The sequence below is a fragment of the Novosphingobium sp. NDB2Meth1 genome (genome assembly GCF_900117425.1).
Classification (GTDB): domain Bacteria; phylum Pseudomonadota; class Alphaproteobacteria; order Sphingomonadales; family Sphingomonadaceae; genus Novosphingobium.
Genome location: NZ_FPEH01000012.1, coordinates 257,784 through 275,923, shown reverse-complemented (window position 1 = coordinate 275,923; position 18,140 = coordinate 257,784). Strand labels below are relative to the sequence as shown.

At 66.8% G+C, this 18,140-nt stretch carries 16 protein-coding genes; 9 read left to right on the top strand and 7 right to left on the bottom strand.

Annotation, left to right across the window (positions count from 1 at the left end):
- Nucleotides 1-3: 3 nt before the first annotated feature.
- Nucleotides 4-1,560: a benzoylformate decarboxylase gene (mdlC, locus tag NDB2M1_RS06025; RefSeq protein WP_072380500.1), complete on the bottom strand. Its 1,557-nt coding sequence runs from the start codon at nt 1,558-1,560 to the stop codon at nt 4-6.
- Nucleotides 1,561-1,724: 164 nt separating this feature from the next.
- Between mdlC and NDB2M1_RS06020 the strand changes: the two genes are divergently transcribed.
- The 9 genes from NDB2M1_RS06020 (at nt 1,725) to NDB2M1_RS05980 (ending at nt 12,546) form a co-directional block, all read left to right on the top strand.
- Nucleotides 1,725-2,669 carry an alpha/beta hydrolase gene (locus NDB2M1_RS06020; RefSeq protein ID WP_072380498.1) on the top strand — a complete coding sequence of 315 codons (945 nt, stop codon included), beginning with the start codon at nt 1,725-1,727 and terminating at the stop codon, nt 2,667-2,669.
- Between the two features lie 120 nt (nt 2,670-2,789).
- Complete coding sequence (locus NDB2M1_RS06015) at nt 2,790-3,680, top strand: beta-keto acid cleavage family enzyme (protein WP_072380496.1); 891 nt, start codon at nt 2,790-2,792, stop codon at nt 3,678-3,680.
- A gap of 197 nt (nt 3,681-3,877) precedes the next feature.
- Nucleotides 3,878-5,377: a carnitine 3-dehydrogenase gene (locus tag NDB2M1_RS06010; RefSeq protein ID WP_072380494.1), complete on the top strand. Its 1,500-nt coding sequence runs from the start codon at nt 3,878-3,880 to the stop codon at nt 5,375-5,377.
- Nucleotides 5,378-5,559: 182 nt separating this feature from the next.
- Nucleotides 5,560-6,966 (top strand): purine-cytosine permease family protein, encoded by a 1,407-nt coding sequence (locus tag NDB2M1_RS06005; protein WP_072380492.1) that lies wholly within the window; start codon nt 5,560-5,562, stop codon nt 6,964-6,966.
- Complete coding sequence (locus NDB2M1_RS06000) at nt 6,963-8,012, top strand: alpha/beta fold hydrolase (protein ID WP_143146648.1); 1,050 nt, start codon at nt 6,963-6,965, stop codon at nt 8,010-8,012. Before NDB2M1_RS06005 ends, NDB2M1_RS06000 begins: the two co-directional genes overlap by 4 nt.
- Nucleotides 7,999-8,556 carry a thioesterase family protein gene (locus NDB2M1_RS05995; RefSeq protein WP_072380490.1) on the top strand — a complete coding sequence of 186 codons (558 nt, stop codon included), beginning with the start codon at nt 7,999-8,001 and terminating at the stop codon, nt 8,554-8,556. Before NDB2M1_RS06000 ends, NDB2M1_RS05995 begins: the two co-directional genes overlap by 14 nt.
- Nucleotides 8,556-9,704, top strand: coding sequence for an acyl-CoA dehydrogenase family protein (locus NDB2M1_RS05990; RefSeq protein WP_072380488.1), 1,149 nt, complete (start codon nt 8,556-8,558; stop codon nt 9,702-9,704). Before NDB2M1_RS05995 ends, NDB2M1_RS05990 begins: the two co-directional genes overlap by 1 nt.
- The gene (locus NDB2M1_RS05985; RefSeq protein ID WP_072380486.1) at nt 9,701-11,770 is read left to right on the top strand and encodes an acetate--CoA ligase family protein; all 2,070 of its coding nucleotides are present in this window, start codon (nt 9,701-9,703) and stop codon (nt 11,768-11,770) included. Before NDB2M1_RS05990 ends, NDB2M1_RS05985 begins: the two co-directional genes overlap by 4 nt.
- Nucleotides 11,767-12,546 carry an enoyl-CoA hydratase-related protein gene (locus NDB2M1_RS05980; RefSeq protein ID WP_072380484.1) on the top strand — a complete coding sequence of 260 codons (780 nt, stop codon included), beginning with the start codon at nt 11,767-11,769 and terminating at the stop codon, nt 12,544-12,546. The genes NDB2M1_RS05985 and NDB2M1_RS05980 overlap by 4 nt, the downstream gene beginning before the upstream one ends.
- 257 nt (nt 12,547-12,803) lie before the next feature.
- Here NDB2M1_RS05980 and NDB2M1_RS05975 read toward each other — a convergent pair whose 3' ends face one another.
- The 6 genes from NDB2M1_RS05975 to cydX all read right to left on the bottom strand — a co-directional run bounded on the left by NDB2M1_RS05975 (nt 12,804) and on the right by cydX (nt 18,135).
- Complete coding sequence (locus tag NDB2M1_RS05975; protein ID WP_072380481.1) at nt 12,804-14,039, bottom strand: MFS transporter; 1,236 nt, start codon at nt 14,037-14,039, stop codon at nt 12,804-12,806.
- A complete protein-coding gene (locus NDB2M1_RS05970; RefSeq protein ID WP_072380479.1) occupies nt 14,029-14,769 on the bottom strand; it encodes an aldolase in 741 nt (246 codons plus the stop codon). Before NDB2M1_RS05970 ends, NDB2M1_RS05975 begins: the two co-directional genes overlap by 11 nt.
- Entirely contained in the window at nt 14,769-16,133 is a 1,365-nt protein-coding gene (locus NDB2M1_RS05965) for a peptide MFS transporter (protein ID WP_072380478.1), read from the bottom strand. The genes NDB2M1_RS05970 and NDB2M1_RS05965 overlap by 1 nt, the downstream gene beginning before the upstream one ends.
- 104 nt (nt 16,134-16,237) lie before the next feature.
- The gene (locus NDB2M1_RS05960) at nt 16,238-17,221 is read right to left on the bottom strand and encodes an NADPH:quinone reductase (protein ID WP_072380476.1); all 984 of its coding nucleotides are present in this window, start codon (nt 17,219-17,221) and stop codon (nt 16,238-16,240) included.
- The gene (locus NDB2M1_RS05955) at nt 17,221-18,015 is read right to left on the bottom strand and encodes an SDR family oxidoreductase (protein WP_072380474.1); all 795 of its coding nucleotides are present in this window, start codon (nt 18,013-18,015) and stop codon (nt 17,221-17,223) included. Before NDB2M1_RS05955 ends, NDB2M1_RS05960 begins: the two co-directional genes overlap by 1 nt.
- A gap of 3 nt (nt 18,016-18,018) precedes the next feature.
- The gene (cydX, locus tag NDB2M1_RS05950; RefSeq protein ID WP_072380472.1) at nt 18,019-18,135 is read right to left on the bottom strand and encodes a cytochrome bd-I oxidase subunit CydX; all 117 of its coding nucleotides are present in this window, start codon (nt 18,133-18,135) and stop codon (nt 18,019-18,021) included.
- Between the last annotated feature and the right edge of the window lie 5 nt (nt 18,136-18,140).

Below are 18,140 nucleotides of genomic sequence, written 5' to 3'. Positions count from 1 at the left end.
CCCTTAGTCGACAACGGCCTCCACGAGGCTGGGGACATCTGCCGCGAACGACCACTTCAACGCTTCGTCGAGCGCGGCGGCAGTATCTGCCCGCCGCGCGGCAACGCCCTGCGCCTCGGCCAGCGCGCAGAAATCGAGATGCGGCAGCTGCGTTCCGGGCAGCGACTGCATCCCGAACTTGCGGCCGAAGCTGTGCAGCGCTTCGTAGCGGCCATTCTTGATGATCACGAAGCTGACGGGCGTGCCGAGCTGCGCGGCGGCGTGCAGGCCCTGGATCGCGTACATGCTCGCACCGTCGCCTATGACGGCGATGACCTTGTCGCCCTTGCGTGCCAGCGCCGTGCCGATGGCGGCGGGGAGGCCGTAACCCAAGCCGCCGCTCGCGGTGGTGTAGAACGTGTCGCGCTCGGTGATCGGCAGGCGCTCGTGCATCGCGCCCCGGCTGGAGGCGGCTTCCTCCACGATGATCGAGCCCTTGGGGCGCAGCGCGGCGATCTGCTGGAGGAGGTAGGCATCTGTCATCACGCTGCCGTCCAGCCTCGGCAGGGGTGCCAGCGGTGGCGGCGGATCACGGCGCAGGGGGGCAGGCCCGGCGAGCAGCGTCTCCAGCGCAAGACGGCAGTTCGCGACCATGGCATTGCCTTCGGGGAGCCACGCGGCGTGGACCGGATTGTCGCCGATGAACCATAGCCGCGCGCCGTCCGGCACGTGCGGGCCGAACCCTTCGACATGGTAGAGCGACATCGGCCCGCCGAGGACGAGGATCAGGTCATGCCCGGCAAGGCTTTCGACAATCGCCTCGCGCCCGGCGGTCAGGAAACCGCGGAACAGCGCGTGGTTCTCCGGGAAGCCGCACTGCGAGGAGAGCGGCGCGACCCAGACACCGGCCTGATGCCGCTCGGCCAGCGCGATGACCTGATCCCACGCACCATCGCGGCCGACACCCGCGCCGACCACGACGACCGGCCGCTCCGCCTTGGCCAGCGCCGCCGCGACTTCCGCCAGCGCTGCCGGATCACCCGGATTGCGCGCGAACATGCGCCGCGCCGGGATAGGATCACACTCCCGGTCCCAATCGTCGATCGGCACCGAGACGAACGTCGGCCCCCACGGCGGCTCCATCGCCACGTGGTAGGCGCGGGCAATGGCGGCTGGCACATCTTCCGCACGCGCGGGCTCGCAGGCCCATTTCACGAAGGGCTGCGGAAACTCGGTCGCCGCTTCCGCGAACAGGAACGGCTCATAAGGCAAAATCGAACGCGCCTGCTGGCCTGCTGTCACCACCAGCGGCGTCTGGTTCTTGTAGGCGGTGAACAGGTTGCCGAGCGCGTGGCCCGTTCCCGCCGAGCTGTGCAGATTGACCAGCGCGGCATTGCGGGTGCCTTGCGCATAACCATCCGCCATGGCCAGCACGACCGATTCCTGCAGCCCCAGCACGTAGCGGAAATGGTCGGGAAAATCGCGGAACATCGGCAGTTCGGTCGAGCCCGGGTTGCCGAACACCGTCGTCATTCCATACGCTTCGAGCAGGGCGAACGTCGCCTCGCGGACGGTGGTCATGGTCTCTCCCGTGGCTTGTCTCTGCGGTTCTGCGCCGAGGACGCGGCAAAGACAACCGCAGCCACGCGTCGCGCTCGCCCAGCGAAACGCTTGGGCAAAAGGCCCTTGCCCAGCGGCACCCCGGACCGCATTGAAAGGACCAAGAGCAAAAGAGGATGCCACCGATGACCACCCGCCATCTCGTCGATCCCGATTTCCTGCCGCTGATCGATCTGCTGCCGGACAACGCCTTCACCCGCGAGGCCTTGCCCGCGATCCGCGCGGAATCGGAAGGCCGCTTCGCCTTCGTCGGCGCGCCGCCGATCGCGCCGGAGATCAAGGTGATCGAGGGCGAAGGCGGACCGCTCGAAGTCTACTGGTACGATCCCGCGCCCGGCGAGACGGGCCGCGCCGCGCTGCTTCATATCCATGGCGGCGGCATGGTGATCGGCTCGGCGCGCTCGATGCAGCAGGCGCCCTCCGGCATGGCGGCTGCCTTGGGCATTCCGGTGGCCTCGGTCGAGTACCGCCTCGCGCCCGATCACCCCTTCCCCGCCCCGCAGAACGATTGCTACGCCGCGCTCCAATGGCTGGCGGGCAATGCCGAAGCGCTCGGCGTCGATGCTGCGCGCATCGGCATCACCGGCGAAAGCGCGGGCGGCGGCCTCGCTGCGGCGACCGCGCTGATGGCCCGCGATTGCGGCGGTCCCGCGCTCGCCGCGCAGTTCCTCACCTATCCGATGCTCGACCACCGCACCGGCAGCGCGGACTGCCCCTACGGCAATCCGATCACCGGCGAATTCGTGTGGACGCGGCTCCACAACCAGTTCGGCTGGGAATGCCTGCAGGGAGACTACGCCGCCGACGACGCGCGCAAGGGCTGGTTCTCCCCCGCGCTTGCCGAGGACCTTTCCGGCCTGCCGCAAACCTGGATCGGCACCGGCAGCCTCGACCTCTTCCTCGACGAGGACCTCGACTACGCATTGCGCCTCGTGAAAGCAGGCGTGCCGGTCGAGCTGCACTCCTATCCCGGCGCGATCCACGCCTTCAACGCGATTGCCGAAGCCATCACCGCCAAGGCCTTCACCCGCGACTTGCTGGGCGCGATGGCGCGGATGCTGCGTATCTGATCACGCCGCGACATAACAAAAACTCAGGACCTCCTCCATTTTCCGGCATCGAGGCAATTCGCCATTCCATTCCGGCGCAGCGGAATTAAGCTCGGTGAACAGGGTCGGGAGGGAGCCTTCATGAATTTCGAGACGTTCATCACCTGCGCCGTCACCGGCTCGGGCAATACCGCCGACAAGCACCCCGGCCTCCCCGTCACGCCCGCGCAGATCGCCGATGCCGCGATCGAGGCGGCCAAGGCCGGTGCCGCCATCGCCCATATCCACGTGCGCGATCCCGAAACCGGCAAGGGCAGCCGCGATGTCGCGCTCTACCGCGAAGTCGTGGAGCGCATCCGCGCCTCGGACACCGACGTCGTGATCAACCTCACTGCCGGCATGGGCGGCGATATCGTGTTCGGCCCTGGTGAGACCCCCTTCCCGCTCGATCCCGCTGGCACCGACATGGTCGGCCCGATGGAACGTCTGCTCCACGTGCAGGAACTGCTGCCCGAGATCTGCACGCTCGATTGCGGCACGATGAACTTCGCCGAAGCCGACTATGTGATGACCAATACGCCAGGCATGCTCCGCACGATGGCCGCCGAGGTGCAGCGCCTCGGCGTGCGGCCCGAGCTCGAGGTGTTCGATACCGGCCACCTCGTCTTCGTGAAGGAGATGATCCGCGACGGGCTGCTCGATGATCCGGTGATGATCCAGCTGTGCATGGGCATCCCCTATGGCGCGCCGGACGATCCGCTGACCACCATGGCAATGGTCCACCAGCTGCCGCCGGGCGCGGTGTTCAGCGGCTTTTCCATCGGGCGCAACCAGCTGCCCTTCGTGGCGATGGCGGCTTTGGCTGGCGGCAACGTCCGCGTGGGGCTGGAAGACAACCTTTATCTTGGCCGCGGCCAGCTTGCCACCAATGGCCAGCTGACCGAACGCGCGGTGCAGATCCTCACTGGCATGGGCGCGCGCATCCTTACGCCGGCCGAAGTGCGCACCAAGCTCAAGCTGCAGAAGCGCTGAGGCAAATGGCCAATGCAGCCGCCCCAACCCCGCTCACCCTGAGCCTGTCGAAGCATGTCCTGAGCGGCTGCTGCAAGCAGCCAGCCGAAGGGGGTGTTGGCGCGACCGTCGGGTGTGATGCTTCGACAAGCTCAGCATGAGCGGACTTTGGGTAATTTGACTGGGATTTCTTGCGAAGTCGCGGTGGAGGTTGGGAAATGACATCCGAGGCTGGTTCAAACATCCGCAAGGTCGGCATTGTCGGCGGCGGCGTGATCGGCGCCGGTTGGGCCGCGCGTTTCGTGCTCAATGGCATCAACGTGGCGATCTACGACCCCGATCCCGAGATCGAGCGCAAGACCGCCGCCGTCATCGCCAATGCCCGCAGGGCGCTGACCCGCCTGTTCGGAAATGCCCTGCCGCCAGAAGGCAGCGTCACCTTCGCAAGCAGCCTGCAGGATGCAGTCCGAGACGCTGATTTCATTCAGGAAAGCCTGCCCGAGCGCGAGGACCTCAAGATCCGCCTGCTCGCCGAAATGGATGCGGCCATGCCCGCCCACGCGGTGATCGGCTCGTCCACCTCGGGCCTCCTGCCGACGAAGCTGCAGTCCGGCATGGCGCGGCCCGACCGGCTGGTGGTCGGCCACCCGTTCAACCCGGTCTACCTTCTCCCGCTCGTCGAGATTTGCGGCGGCGACCAGACGAGCCAACAGACCAAGGACATCGCCGCCGCTGTCTACACTCGCATCGGCATGAAGGTCCTCCATGTCCGCAAGGAGATCGACGGCTTCATCGCAGACCGCCTGCTCGAAGCCGTCTGGCGCGAGGCCCTTTGGCTGATCAACGACGGGATCGCCACGGCCTCCGAGATCGACGACGCGGTGCGCTTCGGCGCGGGGATGCGCTGGTCGTTCATGGGCACGTTCCTCGTCTACCGGCTGGCGGGCGGCGAGGACGGCATGCGCCACTTCCTCCACCAGTTCGGCCCCTCGATGGAATGGCCTTGGACCAAGCTGATCGGCCCCAAGCTGACCGACGAGCTGATCGAGACCATCGCCCGCCAGTCCGACGAGCAGGCGGGCGGGATCGACCTGCGCACCTATGAAAGGCTGCGCGACGATTGCCTTGTCGACCTGACCCACGCGCTCGAACGCAACGATTTCGCCTCGGGCCAGATCGCCCGCGCGCATCGGGCACGGCTGGTCGCGGCAGGCAAGGACAGCGGCCCAGGCATCGGCTCCATCCTCGACGACGGGCGCATGCTCACCATCGCGACCCCGGTGCAGCCCGAATGGATCGACTACAACGAGCACCTCACCGAATACTGCTACCTCAAGCTCTTCGGCGATGCGACGGACGTGGTGCTCGGCGCCATCGGCGCGGGCGCGGACTACGTGGCGGCGGGCCATTCGTGGTACACGGTCGAGACGCATATCCGCCACCTCGGTCAGGCGCGGCTGGGCGACAGCGTCTCGGTGCGCACCCGCGTGCTCGGCTGCGATGGCAAGCGGCTCCACCTCTTCCACGAAATGGTGCGCGGGCCGGAAGCCGTGGTGATTGCCACCGCGGAACATATGCTTGTCCACGTCAACGCCGCTGCCGAGAAGTCGGTTCCGGCGCCGGAAACGATGCGGCAGGCCGCGCAAGCACTGATGGCCGGACAAGCCGACCTGCCGCCGCCGGAGGGAATGGGCCGCCAGATCCGGATGCCGGGCTAAGTCCCTGCTTACCCCCCGTCTGTCCTGAGCTTGTCTAAGGACCGTCTTGCACTTGAGGCCTTGCGCCGCACGAAAGAAGAAAGAACAGTGCTTCGACAAGCTCAGCATGGACGGGGGTCGGGGACGTGTTCCGATCTCGCCGCCGCAAGCCGGATCAGCTGAGAGAGGGGATCGCATACCGCATGGCCTTGGTTGAGACGCGCTCGATCGACTACGTCCCCCTCGCCGAACGGCGCGGCAAGGTGCACCATCTCTGGCCGGTGTGGTTCATGGGCGATGCGCACCTTGCCACCTTGGCAACGGGCGCGATCAGCGTACTGGGCGGATTGGACTTGTTCTGGTCGAGCCTCGCGGTGATCGGCGGCTGCGCTTTCGGCACGGTGTTGATGGCGCTCCACTGCACGCAGGGGCCGCACCTCGGCCTGCCGCAGATGATACAGTCGCGCCCGCAGTTCGGCTACATCGGCGCGCTGCTGGTGTGGATCGTGGCGCTGTTCACCTACATCGGCTTCAACGCGCTCAACCAGTCGCTGGCGGCGAGCACGCTGCACGAACTGGTGGGCCTGCCCGAAGCCCCCGCGATCATCCTGTTCGGCCTCGTTGCTGCGCTGGTGGCAGGTATCGGCTATGATGTCATCCATGCCACCCAGCGCGTTCTGGCCTATATCATGCTGGCCGCGCTGGCGGTCTACACGCTGGGCTTCTTCACCGCCTTCGATCTGGGCGCACTGCTGAGGCCGGGCGAGTTCAAGCTGACGCTGTTTCTAGTCCAGTTCTTCGCGGCTGCGGGCTACCAGCTCAGCTGGTCGATCTACGTTTCGGACTATTCGCGCTACCTTCCGCGCGAAGTGGGCATCCGGTCCGCCTTCCTGTGGACCTTCTGCGGCGCCTTCATCGGCGGCACCTGGATGATGCTCGTGGGCGCCTTTGCCGGCGCGACCTACACCGATCCCGATATCGTCGTCGCCTTGCGCCGAAGCGCGGATGCCATGTTCGGCGGGTTCGGCTGGCTGATGCTGATCAGCAGCTTCTTCGGCCTTATCACGATCACCTCGCTCAATCTCTACGGCTCCTCGCTCACCTTGCTCAGCGTGATTGACAGCCTGCGCCCGGTCCAGCTCGGCGCGCGCGCGCGGCTCGCCTCGCTCATCGTCTGCCTGATCGCCTCGCTGTCGCTCTCGCTCGGCTCGTCCGGCAATGTCATGCACCAGTTCGAGGCGTTCCTCGGCGTGCTCGTATACCTCTTTACCCCATGGACCGCGATCAACCTCGCGGACTTCTTCTTCGTGCGCAAAGGGCACTATTCGATCCGCGCGATGTTCATGGCGGACGGGATCTATGGCCGCTGGAACTGGCGCGGCCTCACCGCCTATTTCGTCGGCTTCGCGGCGATGATCCCCTTCTTCAAGACCGAGCTCTATGTCGGCCCGGTCGCGCAGAGCCTTGGCCGGGCGGATGTCTCGATGCTGGTGGGCCTGCCGGTCTCCGCGGCGGTCTATCTGCTGCTGTGCCGCAACCTCGATCTCGCCAGGGAACTGGCACAGATCCCCGCGCTCGACCGCAATCTGGAAACGGAGCCCGTCCGATGAACCTGCGCCTTGCGGCGCTGGCGCTGTCCCTGATGGCCGCGCCCGCCATGGCAAAGCCGATCGTCTTCCCGGACAGGTTCGATCCCATCGGCACGCCGGTCTCCAGCCTCAAGACAAGCGAAGGGCGCATGGTCCACTACACCGATACCGGCGAGGCCGGCTGGCGGCCCACGCTTTTCGTCGGCGGCGCGGGAACCAGCGGCCGGGCAGCGGAACTGGTCGCCTTCCTCGAGACGCTGCGCAGGCAGCTCAAGGTCCGCATCATCACCGTCGAACGCAATGGCCTTGGCGATACGGCCTACGACCCGAGCTGGACCTTCGCGGACTACACCAGCGAAGTGCGGCAGGTGCTCGGCCACCTCGGGATCGGCACGTTCGCGCTGGTCGCCATTTCCGGCGGCGGCGCCTATGCCGGACACATCGCGGCTGCCATGCCGGAGCGGATCACCTCGTGGCATATGCTTGCGGCCATCGCGCAGGCCCCGGCCGACAGCGCGATATGCTCGGCGCCGCTCTCGGCACTGGAGGCAAGCCTCACCGAACAGACCGGCGCCCCTCGCGTCTTTCAGGCCAAACCGCCCGAAGGCATGGCCTCCAAGGTGCGCGGCTTCGTTGACCGCGCCGCCGATGAAGGCGCGCATGCCTATTTCATCGCCGGACAGCACGGCGATACGCGCGGCGTCGTGCGCGAATACCGCCGCTTCTGCGACGCGCCTGCACCGGTCAAGGCGTTCCCGGCCCCGGCCTATTTCACCTATGGCGAAGCGGACAGCATTGTCCCCCCGGCCCAAGGCGAGTTCTGGGCGAGCAAGGTTGCGGGCAAAGTCACCTTCCGCCGCTATCCCGGCGAGGGCCACGACGTGCAGTACCGGCACTGGGATCAGGTCCTGCTCGATGTGGCGGGGTATGGCGATCAGACGCTCGTCTGCGAGAAAGGCCGTGCAAGGCTGCTGCCGGGCGTGGTGCAGATCGCCGATCTCCCCAGGGGCACGACCGCTGGTGTCTGCGCCTGGACAGCCAAGGAGGCCAGTCATGCCGCCAAATGAACCCCACGGCCTCACCACCCCGCTCGAGGGCGTCGCCGCAGACCCGTTCCAGCCCGGCGAGGTCATCCCAGCCCCATTGCGCCTGATCCGGCCCACCGTCCCGCGCGAATGGGTCGATTACAACGGGCATATGAGCGAGAGCTGCTATCTCCTCGTCTTCGGCGACCAGTCCGACGCGTTCTTCCGCAAGATCGGCATCGACGAGGCTTATCGCGCGGGCGGCCATTCGCTGTTCACCGTGCAGACGATGATCTTCAACCTTGCCGAAGCGCACCTCGGCGATCCGCTCGACCTTGCGCTCCAGCTCATCGATGCCGACGACAAGCGCCTCCACATCTTCCACACCATGCACCATGGCAAGACGGGCGACCTGCTGGCAACCGGCGAGCAGATGCTGGTGCATGTCGACATGAACGCGGGCAAATCTGCACCCATGCCGCCGGAACTTCACGCAACGGTCCATGCGGTGCTCGCCGCCCACGCAGGGCTTGAACGCCCGGCGCAGGTCGGCCGCTCCATCGGAATCAGACGGGACAAGAAGTGATGCATTTCGAACTATCCTCCGAACAGCAGATGCTGGTCGAAACGGTCCGCCGCTTTGTCGAGACCGAACTCTATCCGCACGAAACGCTCGTCGAGGACACGGACAACGTCCCCGCCGACCTCGCCGACGAGATCCGCCGCAAATCGAAGGAACTCGGCCTCTATGCCGTAAACATGCCGGCAGAACTCGGCGGCGGCGGCCTCGGCACCTTCGACACCACGCTGATGGAGCGCGAACTGGGCCGCGCCAGCTACGGCCTGCAGATGATGATCGCGCGCCCCAGCAATATCCTGCGCGGCTGCACCGGCAGCCAGATCGACGAATACCTCCTCCCCACCATACGCGGCGAACGCCACGACTGCCTCGCCATGACCGAACCCGATGCCGGTTCCGACGTCCGCTCGATGCGCACCTTTGCCCGGAGGGATGGCAACGATTTCGTCATCAACGGCTCCAAGCACTTCATCAGCCACGCCGACGTCGCCGATTTCGTGATCCTCTGCGCCGCGACCGGCGAAGCAGGCGGCAAGAAGACGATCAGCTGCTTCCTCGTCGATTTCGACACCCCGGGCCTCACCCGCCGCCGCGGCCCCAAGTGCGTCTCGCACCGCGGCTATCACCAGTGCGAGCTGATCTTCGAGGATTGCCGCGTCCCCGCCTCCGCGCTCCTCGGAGAGCTCGACAAGGGCTTCGAGCTGATGGGCCAGTGGCTCGGCTCGACCCGCCTCCAGGTGGCCACCACTTCGGTCGGGCGCGGCCAGCGCGTGCTGGAAATGGCAACGCAATGGGCCGCCACGCGCAAGCAGTTCGGGCAGGCCATCGGCAAGTTCCAGGGCACCGGCTTCAAGCTCGCGGACATGAAGACCGAGCTCGAAGCCGCAGAACTCCTCACCTTCCGCGCCGCGTGGAAGGACGATCAGGGCACGATGACCGACACCGACGCAGCAATGGCCAAGCTCTTCGCCTCCGAAGCCCTCGCCCGCGTGACCGACAACGCGCTCCAAATCTTCGGCGGCATGGGGCTGATGGACGAACTCCCCATCGAACGCTTCTGGCGCGATGCCCGCGTCGAGCGCATCTGGGATGGCACCAGCGAGATCCAGCGCCACATCATCAGCCGCGCGCTGCTGCGTCCGCTGGAGGCATGAGCGCGCATCGCCTGAACCGCCTGCTGCGCCCCCGCAGTCTGGCGCTGGTCGGCGGCAAGGCGGCCGAGGAAGCGGTGCGCCAGTGCCGCGCGCTGGGCTTTGCCGGGCCGATCTGGCCGGTGAACCCGAAGCGCGCCGAGATGGCCGGTCTGCCCTGCTTCGCGGATATGGCCTCGCTGCCCTCCGCGCCGGATGCCGTGTTCATCGCCGCCCCCGCGCCCGCAACCATCGCGCTGGCGTCGGACCTTGGCGGCACCGGCGGCGCGATCTGCTACGCGGCGGATTTCGCCGAAAGCGGAGAGGAAGGCCGGCAGCGGCAGGCCGCGCTCCTTGAAGCTGCCCAAGGCGTGCCCCTCATCGGCCCCAATTGCTACGGCATGCTCAACCTGTTCGACCGCGTAGCATTGTGGCCAGATCAACACGGCTGCCTTCCCATCGACAGCGGAAAAGGCGTCGCCATCGTCAGCCAGAGCGGCAACCTTGCGCTCAACCTCACCATGCAGGCGCGCGGCCTGCCCATCGGCTATGTCATTTCGGTCGGCAATTGCGCCGATGTGACGCCCGCCGATCTGATCGAGGCGCTGATCGCCGACGACCGGGTCAGCGCCATCGGCCTCCACCTCGAAAGCCTCGGCTCGGTCTCCCGCTTTTCCGAAGCCTGCCTTGCCGCCCGCGCGGCCGGTGTCCCGCTTGTCGCGCTCAAGACCGGCGCTTCGGCCAAGGGCGCCGCGCTCACGATGTCGCACACCAGTTCGCTCACCGGGGCCGACGCACTCACCGATGCGCTGTTCGCCCGTTACGGCGTCGCCCGCGCGCACGATCCCGCGACGTTCCTCGAGACGCTCAAGCTGCTGCATGTCGCCGGGCCCTTGCGCGGGCGCCGGATCACCAGCGCCAGCTGCTCGGGCGGCGAGGCCTCGCTCACCGCCGATCTGGCCGAAGCGGCGGGCCTTGAGACGCCCGACTTCCCGCCTGCCACGCAAGCCGCGCTGGAGGAAGTGCTCGGTCCCCGCGTCCACGTCGCCAATCCGCTCGACTACCACACTTACATCTGGGGCGATCTCGCAGCGCAGACGGCCTGCTTCGGCGCGATGCTGGGCGCGGATTTCGAGGCCTCGCTGCTGATCCTCGATTTCCCCCGTGCCGACCGCTGCACCGCCGCCGATTGGGATGTGACGCTGGAGGCCTTCCGCGCTGCCGTGCAGGCGCATCCCGCCCCGCCGGGCACGGTGCGGATCGTCGCCAGCAGCCTTGCCGAAACGATGCCCGAAACCGTCGCCGCAGCATTGATCGCGGATGGCATCCTGCCTGCTGCCGGGCTTGCCGAAGTCCTGCGCGCCATCGCCGCCGCCGCCACCATCGGCGAGGCCTGGGCACGCCCCGCCCCCTCAGCGCTACCAGAGCAGCCTCGGCCCTGCTCCGGAGAAGCGCACGTCTGGGACGAGGTCCGCAGCAAGGCCGCGCTTGCCGGCGTCGGCGTGCCAGTTCCGCGCAGCCTCGTGGCCAGCCGTCCCGAGCTGGCAGACGCCGCATTGCCAGCCCCCTTTCCCTTGGTTCTCAAGGCCGTAGGCGCCGATCTTGCCCACAAGACCGAACTCGGCGGCGTGGCCCTGAACCTCGCGAGCCGCGAGGCCCTGCTAGCCGCCGCCGAGGGCATGACAGCGCTGTCAGACCGGTTCCTGATCGAGGAAATGGCTCTCGGTGCAGTGGCGGAGCTGATCGTCGGCGTAGGGCGCGATCCGCAGTTCGGTCTGTTCCTCACGCTCGGTGCGGGCGGCATCTTCGTCGAACTGCTGCGCCAGACCGAACAGGTTCTTCCCCCCGCCACACCGGCAGACATCGAAGCCGCGCTCGCCCGTCTGCCGTTCCACAAGATCCTCGCCGGCTATCGCGGCAAGCCGGGCTGCGACATGCCCGCGCTGTTCGATGCCATCGCCCGCATCGCCGATTGGGCCATGGCGCATGCCGACCGGCTCGAGGAAATGGACGTCAATCCACTGCTCGCGCTGCCCAACGGCGCGATGGCAGTCGACGCCCTCATCAGCATCAGGGAGCCCCAGCCATGAGCGCCGTAGAGCTTGAAAGCCGCGACGACATCCTGATCATCACGCTTGACCGGCCCAAGGCCAATGCGATCGATGTCGCGACCAGCCTCGAACTCTACGCCGCGTTCAAAGCGCTGAACGACGATCCCGCCCTGCGCGTCGGCGTGATCACCGGCACCGGGCGCTTCTTCTCCGCCGGATGGGATCTCGGCGCCGCCAACGATGGCGAGGCGGTCGATGCCGACCACGGCCCGGGCGGGTTTGCCGGCCTCACCGAATACTTCAGCCTGACCAAGCCGGTCATCGCTGCCGTCAACGGCCTTGCCGTCGGCGGCGGTTTCGAGCTGGCGCTGGCGGCCGACCTCATCGTTGCCAGCGATACCGCGAAGTTCTGGCTCCCCGAAGCCCAGCTCGGCATGCTCCCCGATTCCGGCGGTCTGCTGCGACTCCCCAAGGCCATCCCCGCCCGGCTCGCCCGCGAAATGATCCTGACCGGGCGGCGCATGGATGCGGCGGAAGCACTGGCACTCCATCTCGTCAACCGGGTGGTCGCGCCCGATGCCTTGCTGGACGCCGCGCTGGAACTGGCCGCCAGCATCGCCAAGTCCGCCCCCCTCGCCATTACCGCGGCGCGCGATATTCTGCACGAGACCGAAGCGCTGGCGATCGAAGCGGGCTACCGGCACATGCGCAGCGGTGCGGTTCCCTCCTATCAAGCCATGCTGCAATCAGATGATGCGCTTGAAGGCCCCCGCGCCTTTGCCGAAGGCCGCGCGCCGGAATGGAAGGGGCGCTAGCGACGGCTTCCAGCATGCTGGCGGATTTTCCTACATCGACGATTTCTGCCAAGGCCATGCGGGAAGGCCGTCTTTCGCCTCCGCGCTCTTTCCCATCGTCGATGCCCACGCGGAAAAAGTCGCACCAAAAAACCGTGCTACTGTCGCTTTTTTCGTTTTTTCCTTTTTTAGTCATAGACTTGGACGGGAAATGAAAAGCGACACGGTGTCGCTATTGTCGCTTTTGACCGGTCCTGATCAGCAATCCGGCACCGCCGCTAGGCCCTCTCCCACGCGACCGGCGCCACGCGCGGCAGGATCGCCAGCCAGCCGATCAGCCCCAGCACATTGACCAGGCCAGCAAGCAGGAACGCCGTCCCGTAGGAGCCGCCCCCGGCGTCGATCAGCACGCCCGCAAAGAACACGCCGATCACGCCGGGCATATTGCCCATCATGTTCTGCATGCCCACCCAGCGCGCGGCGGCCGCAGGTCCGCCCATGATCTGCGGGATCATGAAATAGGCCGGTGAGGAGAAGCCCAGGAACACCTCGTAAACGAACAGCAGCGCGATGCAGGCGCCGATCGGCATGAACGGCATCGCCAGCATGCAGCCCAGCCCCGCCAGATGCGCCAAGGCGAGCGGAGCCTTGAGCGTGACAGATGGCGACCACCCGCGCTGGATCAGCTTGTCGAACGCCCAGCCTGCGGCAAGCGCGGCCAGCGCGTTCACGAGATAGGCGCTGGAGACGACCTCGGCCATCTGCTCCTTGGAAAAGCCGCGCTGCATTTCGAGGTACATCGGCAGGTAGCCGAGGATGAAGTACCAGTTCCAGTTGCCCGCGAAATGCCCCAGCGATGCGCCCCACAAGGCGCGGCGGGACAGGATCTGGCGCAGGGTCACCACCGGCGCCGCGTCACCAGTGGCGGGCTTGGCTTCGTGGATCCGCACCCGGCTCCACGGCAGCAGCCACAGCAGCGAAAGCGCACCGAACAGCACGAAGGTCGGCCGCCAGCCCCAGCGCGCCATCAGCATGCCGCCGATCAGCGTCCCCGCCGCCGGGCCAACCAGATAGCCGAAGCCGATCACGCCGTTCGCAAGGCCCATCTGCGCCTTGGGCACATTGCTGGCGATGATCTTCGAGGTCGTGGTGAACGCCACGCTCTCGCCCATGCCGAGCATCAGCCGCAGCACGAACAGCCCGGCAAAGCCCTGCACGAACCCCGTCAGGAGTGTGGAGACCGACCACAGCAGGGCGCCGAGGGCCAGCACCACCTTGCCGCCGATCCGGTCCGAAAGCGCGCCCGCCGGCAGCTGGCAGAACGCATAAGCAAAGTAGAACCCCGCCGCGAGCGCGCCGTAGGCCGTGGCGCTGAGGTTCAAATCAGCGCGGATCTGGGTCGCGCCGGTCGCAAGGTTGCCGCGGTCGATGTAGTTGATGAACAGGCTGGTCGCCATGAGGCCGACGAGGACCAGCGGCGCGGTGGTGCGGGGCTTGGCAGCCTCAGGTCGCATAATCGGAACCCTGCCGGTCGAGCATGCGTTTGAGCGCGGCAAAGTGCAGTTCGATGCGGTCCAGCCCTTCGACCAGCGCGGACTTGGTGTACTGCTCGACCGTCCGCCCGAGTGCCGGTTCACCAACGAGCCGCAGCTTCTGCCCGGTCGATTGGGCGAGGATCTGCGTCCTTGCGGCCTGTTCGAAGAAATAGAGCGTGTTGAACGCCTCGGCGACGCTGGCGCCGGTGGTCACCACACCGTGGTTGCGCAGCAGCAGGACGGACTTGTCGCCCAGCGCCGCCGCCATCCGCCGCCCCTCGCCGCTGTCGAGCGCCAGACCCTCGTAATCGCACAGCGCAACGAGACCGGCAAAACCGATGGCGTTCTGGCCCGCCATCAGCAGTTCCGGCTCCTCCAGCATGGAGAGCGCGGTGGCGTAGGGCATGTGGGTGTGCATCACGCAAGTCACGTCGGGCCGGGCGGCATGGAGCGGGGCGTGGATGTGGAAAGCGGTGTCCTCGACCGGACCCCCGCCCGCCAGCTTGTTCCCCGAGAAATCGACCACGAGAAAATCGGAGGCGCGGATTTCCGACCAGTGCAGACCAAACGGCGCGAGGAGGAACCGGTCGGCATGGCCCGGCACGAGCAAGGTGAAGTGGTTGTCGATCCCCTCGTGATAACCGAAATGAACCGCCAGCCGGTGCGCGGCGGCAAGATCGATCCGCGCCTGCCACTCGGCCGCGTCCATCAGCGTGCAGGCTCCGGCGCACCGTCGAGCTCACGGATCAGCGGTTTGCGCAGCAGCAGGATCACCGCCGCGCCGACCACGCCGATGGACGCGTCGAGGATCCAGAAAGCGGTGGGGGTCATCGCATCGAAGTTGCTGCCGACCCAGCCCGCGGTGACATGCGCGGCAAACGGCGAGAGGAACGCGACGCCCATCAGCGTGGAGGCGACGCGCGGCGGTGCGGCTTTGCTCACGATCGCCATGGTGGTGGGCCAGTAGTACATCCAGCCCAGCCCCATGATCAGCCAGCCCGCGATGGCCCAGAACGCGCCGACGCTGTGCTCCTGCGTCACGCCGTAATTGCTGAACGCGAAGAGCAGCGCGGCGAACGAGACGACCGCGGTGCCGATGCCCTGCTTGGTGACGTTGGCCGGTTCCTGCCCACGCTTTGCCTGCCAGCTCCACAGCGCCACCAGGATCGGCGCGGCGAGGATCGAGCCGAACGAGTCCATGCCGGCGAACCAGCTCGAGGGCACGGTGCCGAGCGGCGTCGCGAGATTGACCCACTGGTCGACCCACAGGATGCCGATGCTCCAGACCATCGGGTAGGTGATTTCGGCGGGGAATGTCAGCGCGATGACGAAGATGAGCACCGCGACGCGGCGGCGCTCCGCAGCAGTCAGCGGCGGCGCCTTCTCCCGCGCCGTGGCCGCGGGTTTGAAATCGGGCAGATGGCGCTGGCCCATGATGTAGCCGACCATGGCCACCAGCATCAGCACCGCCGCCACCGCGAACCCGGCGTGGAAGCCCCAGATCGCGGCGACAAGGCCAGTCGTCACCGGTCCGCTGGCCGCACCGATGTTGATGCCGGTCGCGAAGATCGTGTAGCCGCGCGAACGGCGCGATTCATCCTCACGCGGGTAGAGCGTGCCGACTTGCGCGGAAATGTTTCCCTTGAGGAAGCCCGAGCCCATGATCAGCAGCGCCAGCGCGATCACGAAGCTGTCGTAGAACGACATCGCCGCGTGTCCGGCCGCCATCAGCAGCACGCCGATCAGCACGGTGCGCTTGGGGCCGAGCACCCGGTCCGCCACCCAGCCGCCGATGATCGGGGTGAAGTAGACGAGGCCCGCATACCAGCCATAGATGATCGAGGCGAAGGCGACATCGCTCATCGCACCGTTGAAGCTGAGGCCATGGCGGAGCGCGGCCAGACCCAGAACTTTCTCCGCATGGAGCGGCAGCAGCTCCTTCACCATGTAGAGCGTGAGCAGCGCCGACATCCCGTAGAACGAGAAGCGCTCCCACATCTCGGTGAAGGCGAGGTAGTAGACCCCCTTGGGATGGCCGGCGAATTGTTCGAACTGCTGCGCCTGCGCCGCCATTATGCTGTCTCACCCCCGCTCGCGCGCATCGGTTCAGGCGCGCGGTCATGCATGGGATGGGCGATTGTCAGCCCATCCGTCAATTGCCAAAGTCATATGCCTGTTCAGGAAATCGTGATCACCGCATTCCCGATCAACTTGCCGGATTCGACCGCCTCATGCGCCTTGGCGCTGTCCGCCAGATCGAACGTGGCAGCAATCGCATGGCTGAGCGCGCCTTCCTCCAGCGCGGCGTCAAGCCTTGCAAGCATGCGCGCGCGTTCCGGCGAGGAAAGCAGGTAGACGATCAGCATCCGCAGCGTGACGTTGCGGAACATCAGCGGGTAGAATGGAAGCTTCGGCTCCGCATCCGCCATCGAACCGTAAGCGGCGATCACCCCGCCTTCACCGATCACGGCGGAGGTCACCGGCAGGTTTCCGCCGAATTCCACCTCGACGACGCGGTCGACCGGCTTGCCATGGTTGGCTGCAAGAATGGCCGCCGCGACATCGCCCTCGCGGTAGTTCACCACCGCATGCGCGCCAGCAGCCTCAGCCGCTTTCGCCTTTTCGGGGCCACTCACAGTCGCGATGACCTTGGCGCCGCCCCAGCGGGCGAGCTGGATGGCGTAGTGGCCCACGGCGCCGGCACCACCCGTTACCAGAACAGTCTGTCCGGCTACGTCACCATCCGCGAAGACGGCATGGCAGGCCGTCGAGGCGGGAATGCCGAGGCAGGCGCCTGCCTCGAAGCTGGTCCCCTTGGGCATTGACACCGCCTGAGCCTCGGGCAGGCACACATATTCGGCGCAGGTGCCAAAGGCCCGCCGATAGGCCGCGTTCCACACCCAGACCCGCTCTCCGATCCGCGCAGGCGATACTCCTTCCCCGACTGCGTCGATCTCGCCGGCCCCGTCGGAATGGGGGATGACGCGCGGGAAAGCGATGGGTCCGCGCAGGCCGTCGCGGGACTTCACGTCTGACGGGTTCACGCCCGATGCGGAAAGCCGCACGCGCACTTCGCCAGGACCGGGCTGCGGGGTTTCCATCTCCCCCAGCCGCAGCACTTGCGCCGCGGGCCCCGTCGTTTCGTACCAGACCGCGCGCATCAAGCCTCCATATCCAGCGACAGGCTCTCGGTATGGCCGTCGATCGCAAGTGCCTGCCCGGATATGCGGGCTCCGGCGGGTGACATCAGGTATTGCACCATGGCCGCCACGTCCTCCCTGGTCGCGAATGTGCGCAGCGAGGTCTGGCGCTTGTATTCGCGCTCGACGTCTTCGGTGGTCAGGCCGCGCTCCACCGCATCCGCCGCGATCACGCGGTCGATGCGCGGGCCCTCCACGCTGCCGGGGCAGATGGCGTTGACCCGGATGCCTTCGGGACCAAGTTCCATCGCCAAAGTCTTGGTCAGCCCGATCAACGCCCACTTGCTGGCGACGTAGGGTCCCCTGAGCGGACAACCGAACAGGCCAGCGGTCGAGCTCATGCAGATGATCGCGCTTCCCGGCGCGCGGCGGCGCAGCAATGGGATCGCGCTGCGGGTCATCAGGAACGTGCCATTGAGATTGACGTCGATGGTGGCGTTCCATGCGTCGATGGGCTGGTCCTCCAGCCGCGCGGTCGGGCCGGAAACTCCGGCGTTGTTGACGAGGAGATCGATCCCCTCCGTCCCGCGCGCCGCAAGATCGGCTTCCAGCCAGGCGAAGAACTGCGCGACAGAAGCCGGATCGCTGACATCGCACACCGTGGCGGCGAGGTCTTCCCGTCCGCTCAATGCTGCAATCGCCGCTGCATCCTGATCGCCGGCGTAGACCCGCCAGCCATCAGCGCAGAGCGTTTCGGCAATGGCCAGCCCGATGCCACTTGCCGCCGCCGAGATGACCGCAATGCGCCCCTGCATGCGTCAGTCCTGCACGGTCTTGTCACCGGCGGGGTCCGAATGAAACTCGTGCCAGATGCCGTTGAGGATGGCGACGCTAACCGCAAGGCCAAGGCCGAGGATCCATGAAAAATACCACATGGCGC

Coding starts and splice junctions, on each gene's coding strand:
- mdlC (WP_072380500.1), bottom strand. CDS start 1,560: ATGACCACCGTCCGCGAGGCGACGTTCGCCCTGCTCGAAGCGTATGGA.
- NDB2M1_RS06020 (WP_072380498.1), top strand. CDS start 1,725: ATGACCACCCGCCATCTCGTCGATCCCGATTTCCTGCCGCTGATCGAT.
- NDB2M1_RS06015 (WP_072380496.1), top strand. CDS start 2,790: ATGAATTTCGAGACGTTCATCACCTGCGCCGTCACCGGCTCGGGCAAT.
- NDB2M1_RS06010 (WP_072380494.1), top strand. CDS start 3,878: ATGACATCCGAGGCTGGTTCAAACATCCGCAAGGTCGGCATTGTCGGC.
- NDB2M1_RS06005 (WP_072380492.1), top strand. CDS start 5,560: ATGGCCTTGGTTGAGACGCGCTCGATCGACTACGTCCCCCTCGCCGAA.
- NDB2M1_RS06000 (WP_143146648.1), top strand. CDS start 6,963: ATGAACCTGCGCCTTGCGGCGCTGGCGCTGTCCCTGATGGCCGCGCCC.
- NDB2M1_RS05995 (WP_072380490.1), top strand. CDS start 7,999: ATGCCGCCAAATGAACCCCACGGCCTCACCACCCCGCTCGAGGGCGTC.
- NDB2M1_RS05990 (WP_072380488.1), top strand. CDS start 8,556: ATGCATTTCGAACTATCCTCCGAACAGCAGATGCTGGTCGAAACGGTC.
- NDB2M1_RS05985 (WP_072380486.1), top strand. CDS start 9,701: ATGAGCGCGCATCGCCTGAACCGCCTGCTGCGCCCCCGCAGTCTGGCG.
- NDB2M1_RS05980 (WP_072380484.1), top strand. CDS start 11,767: ATGAGCGCCGTAGAGCTTGAAAGCCGCGACGACATCCTGATCATCACG.
- NDB2M1_RS05975 (WP_072380481.1), bottom strand. CDS start 14,039: ATGCGACCTGAGGCTGCCAAGCCCCGCACCACCGCGCCGCTGGTCCTC.
- NDB2M1_RS05970 (WP_072380479.1), bottom strand. CDS start 14,769: ATGGACGCGGCCGAGTGGCAGGCGCGGATCGATCTTGCCGCCGCGCAC.
- NDB2M1_RS05965 (WP_072380478.1), bottom strand. CDS start 16,133: ATGGCGGCGCAGGCGCAGCAGTTCGAACAATTCGCCGGCCATCCCAAG.
- NDB2M1_RS05960 (WP_072380476.1), bottom strand. CDS start 17,221: ATGCGCGCGGTCTGGTACGAAACGACGGGGCCCGCGGCGCAAGTGCTG.
- NDB2M1_RS05955 (WP_072380474.1), bottom strand. CDS start 18,015: ATGCAGGGGCGCATTGCGGTCATCTCGGCGGCGGCAAGTGGCATCGGG.
- cydX (WP_072380472.1), bottom strand. CDS start 18,135: ATGTGGTATTTTTCATGGATCCTCGGCCTTGGCCTTGCGGTTAGCGTC.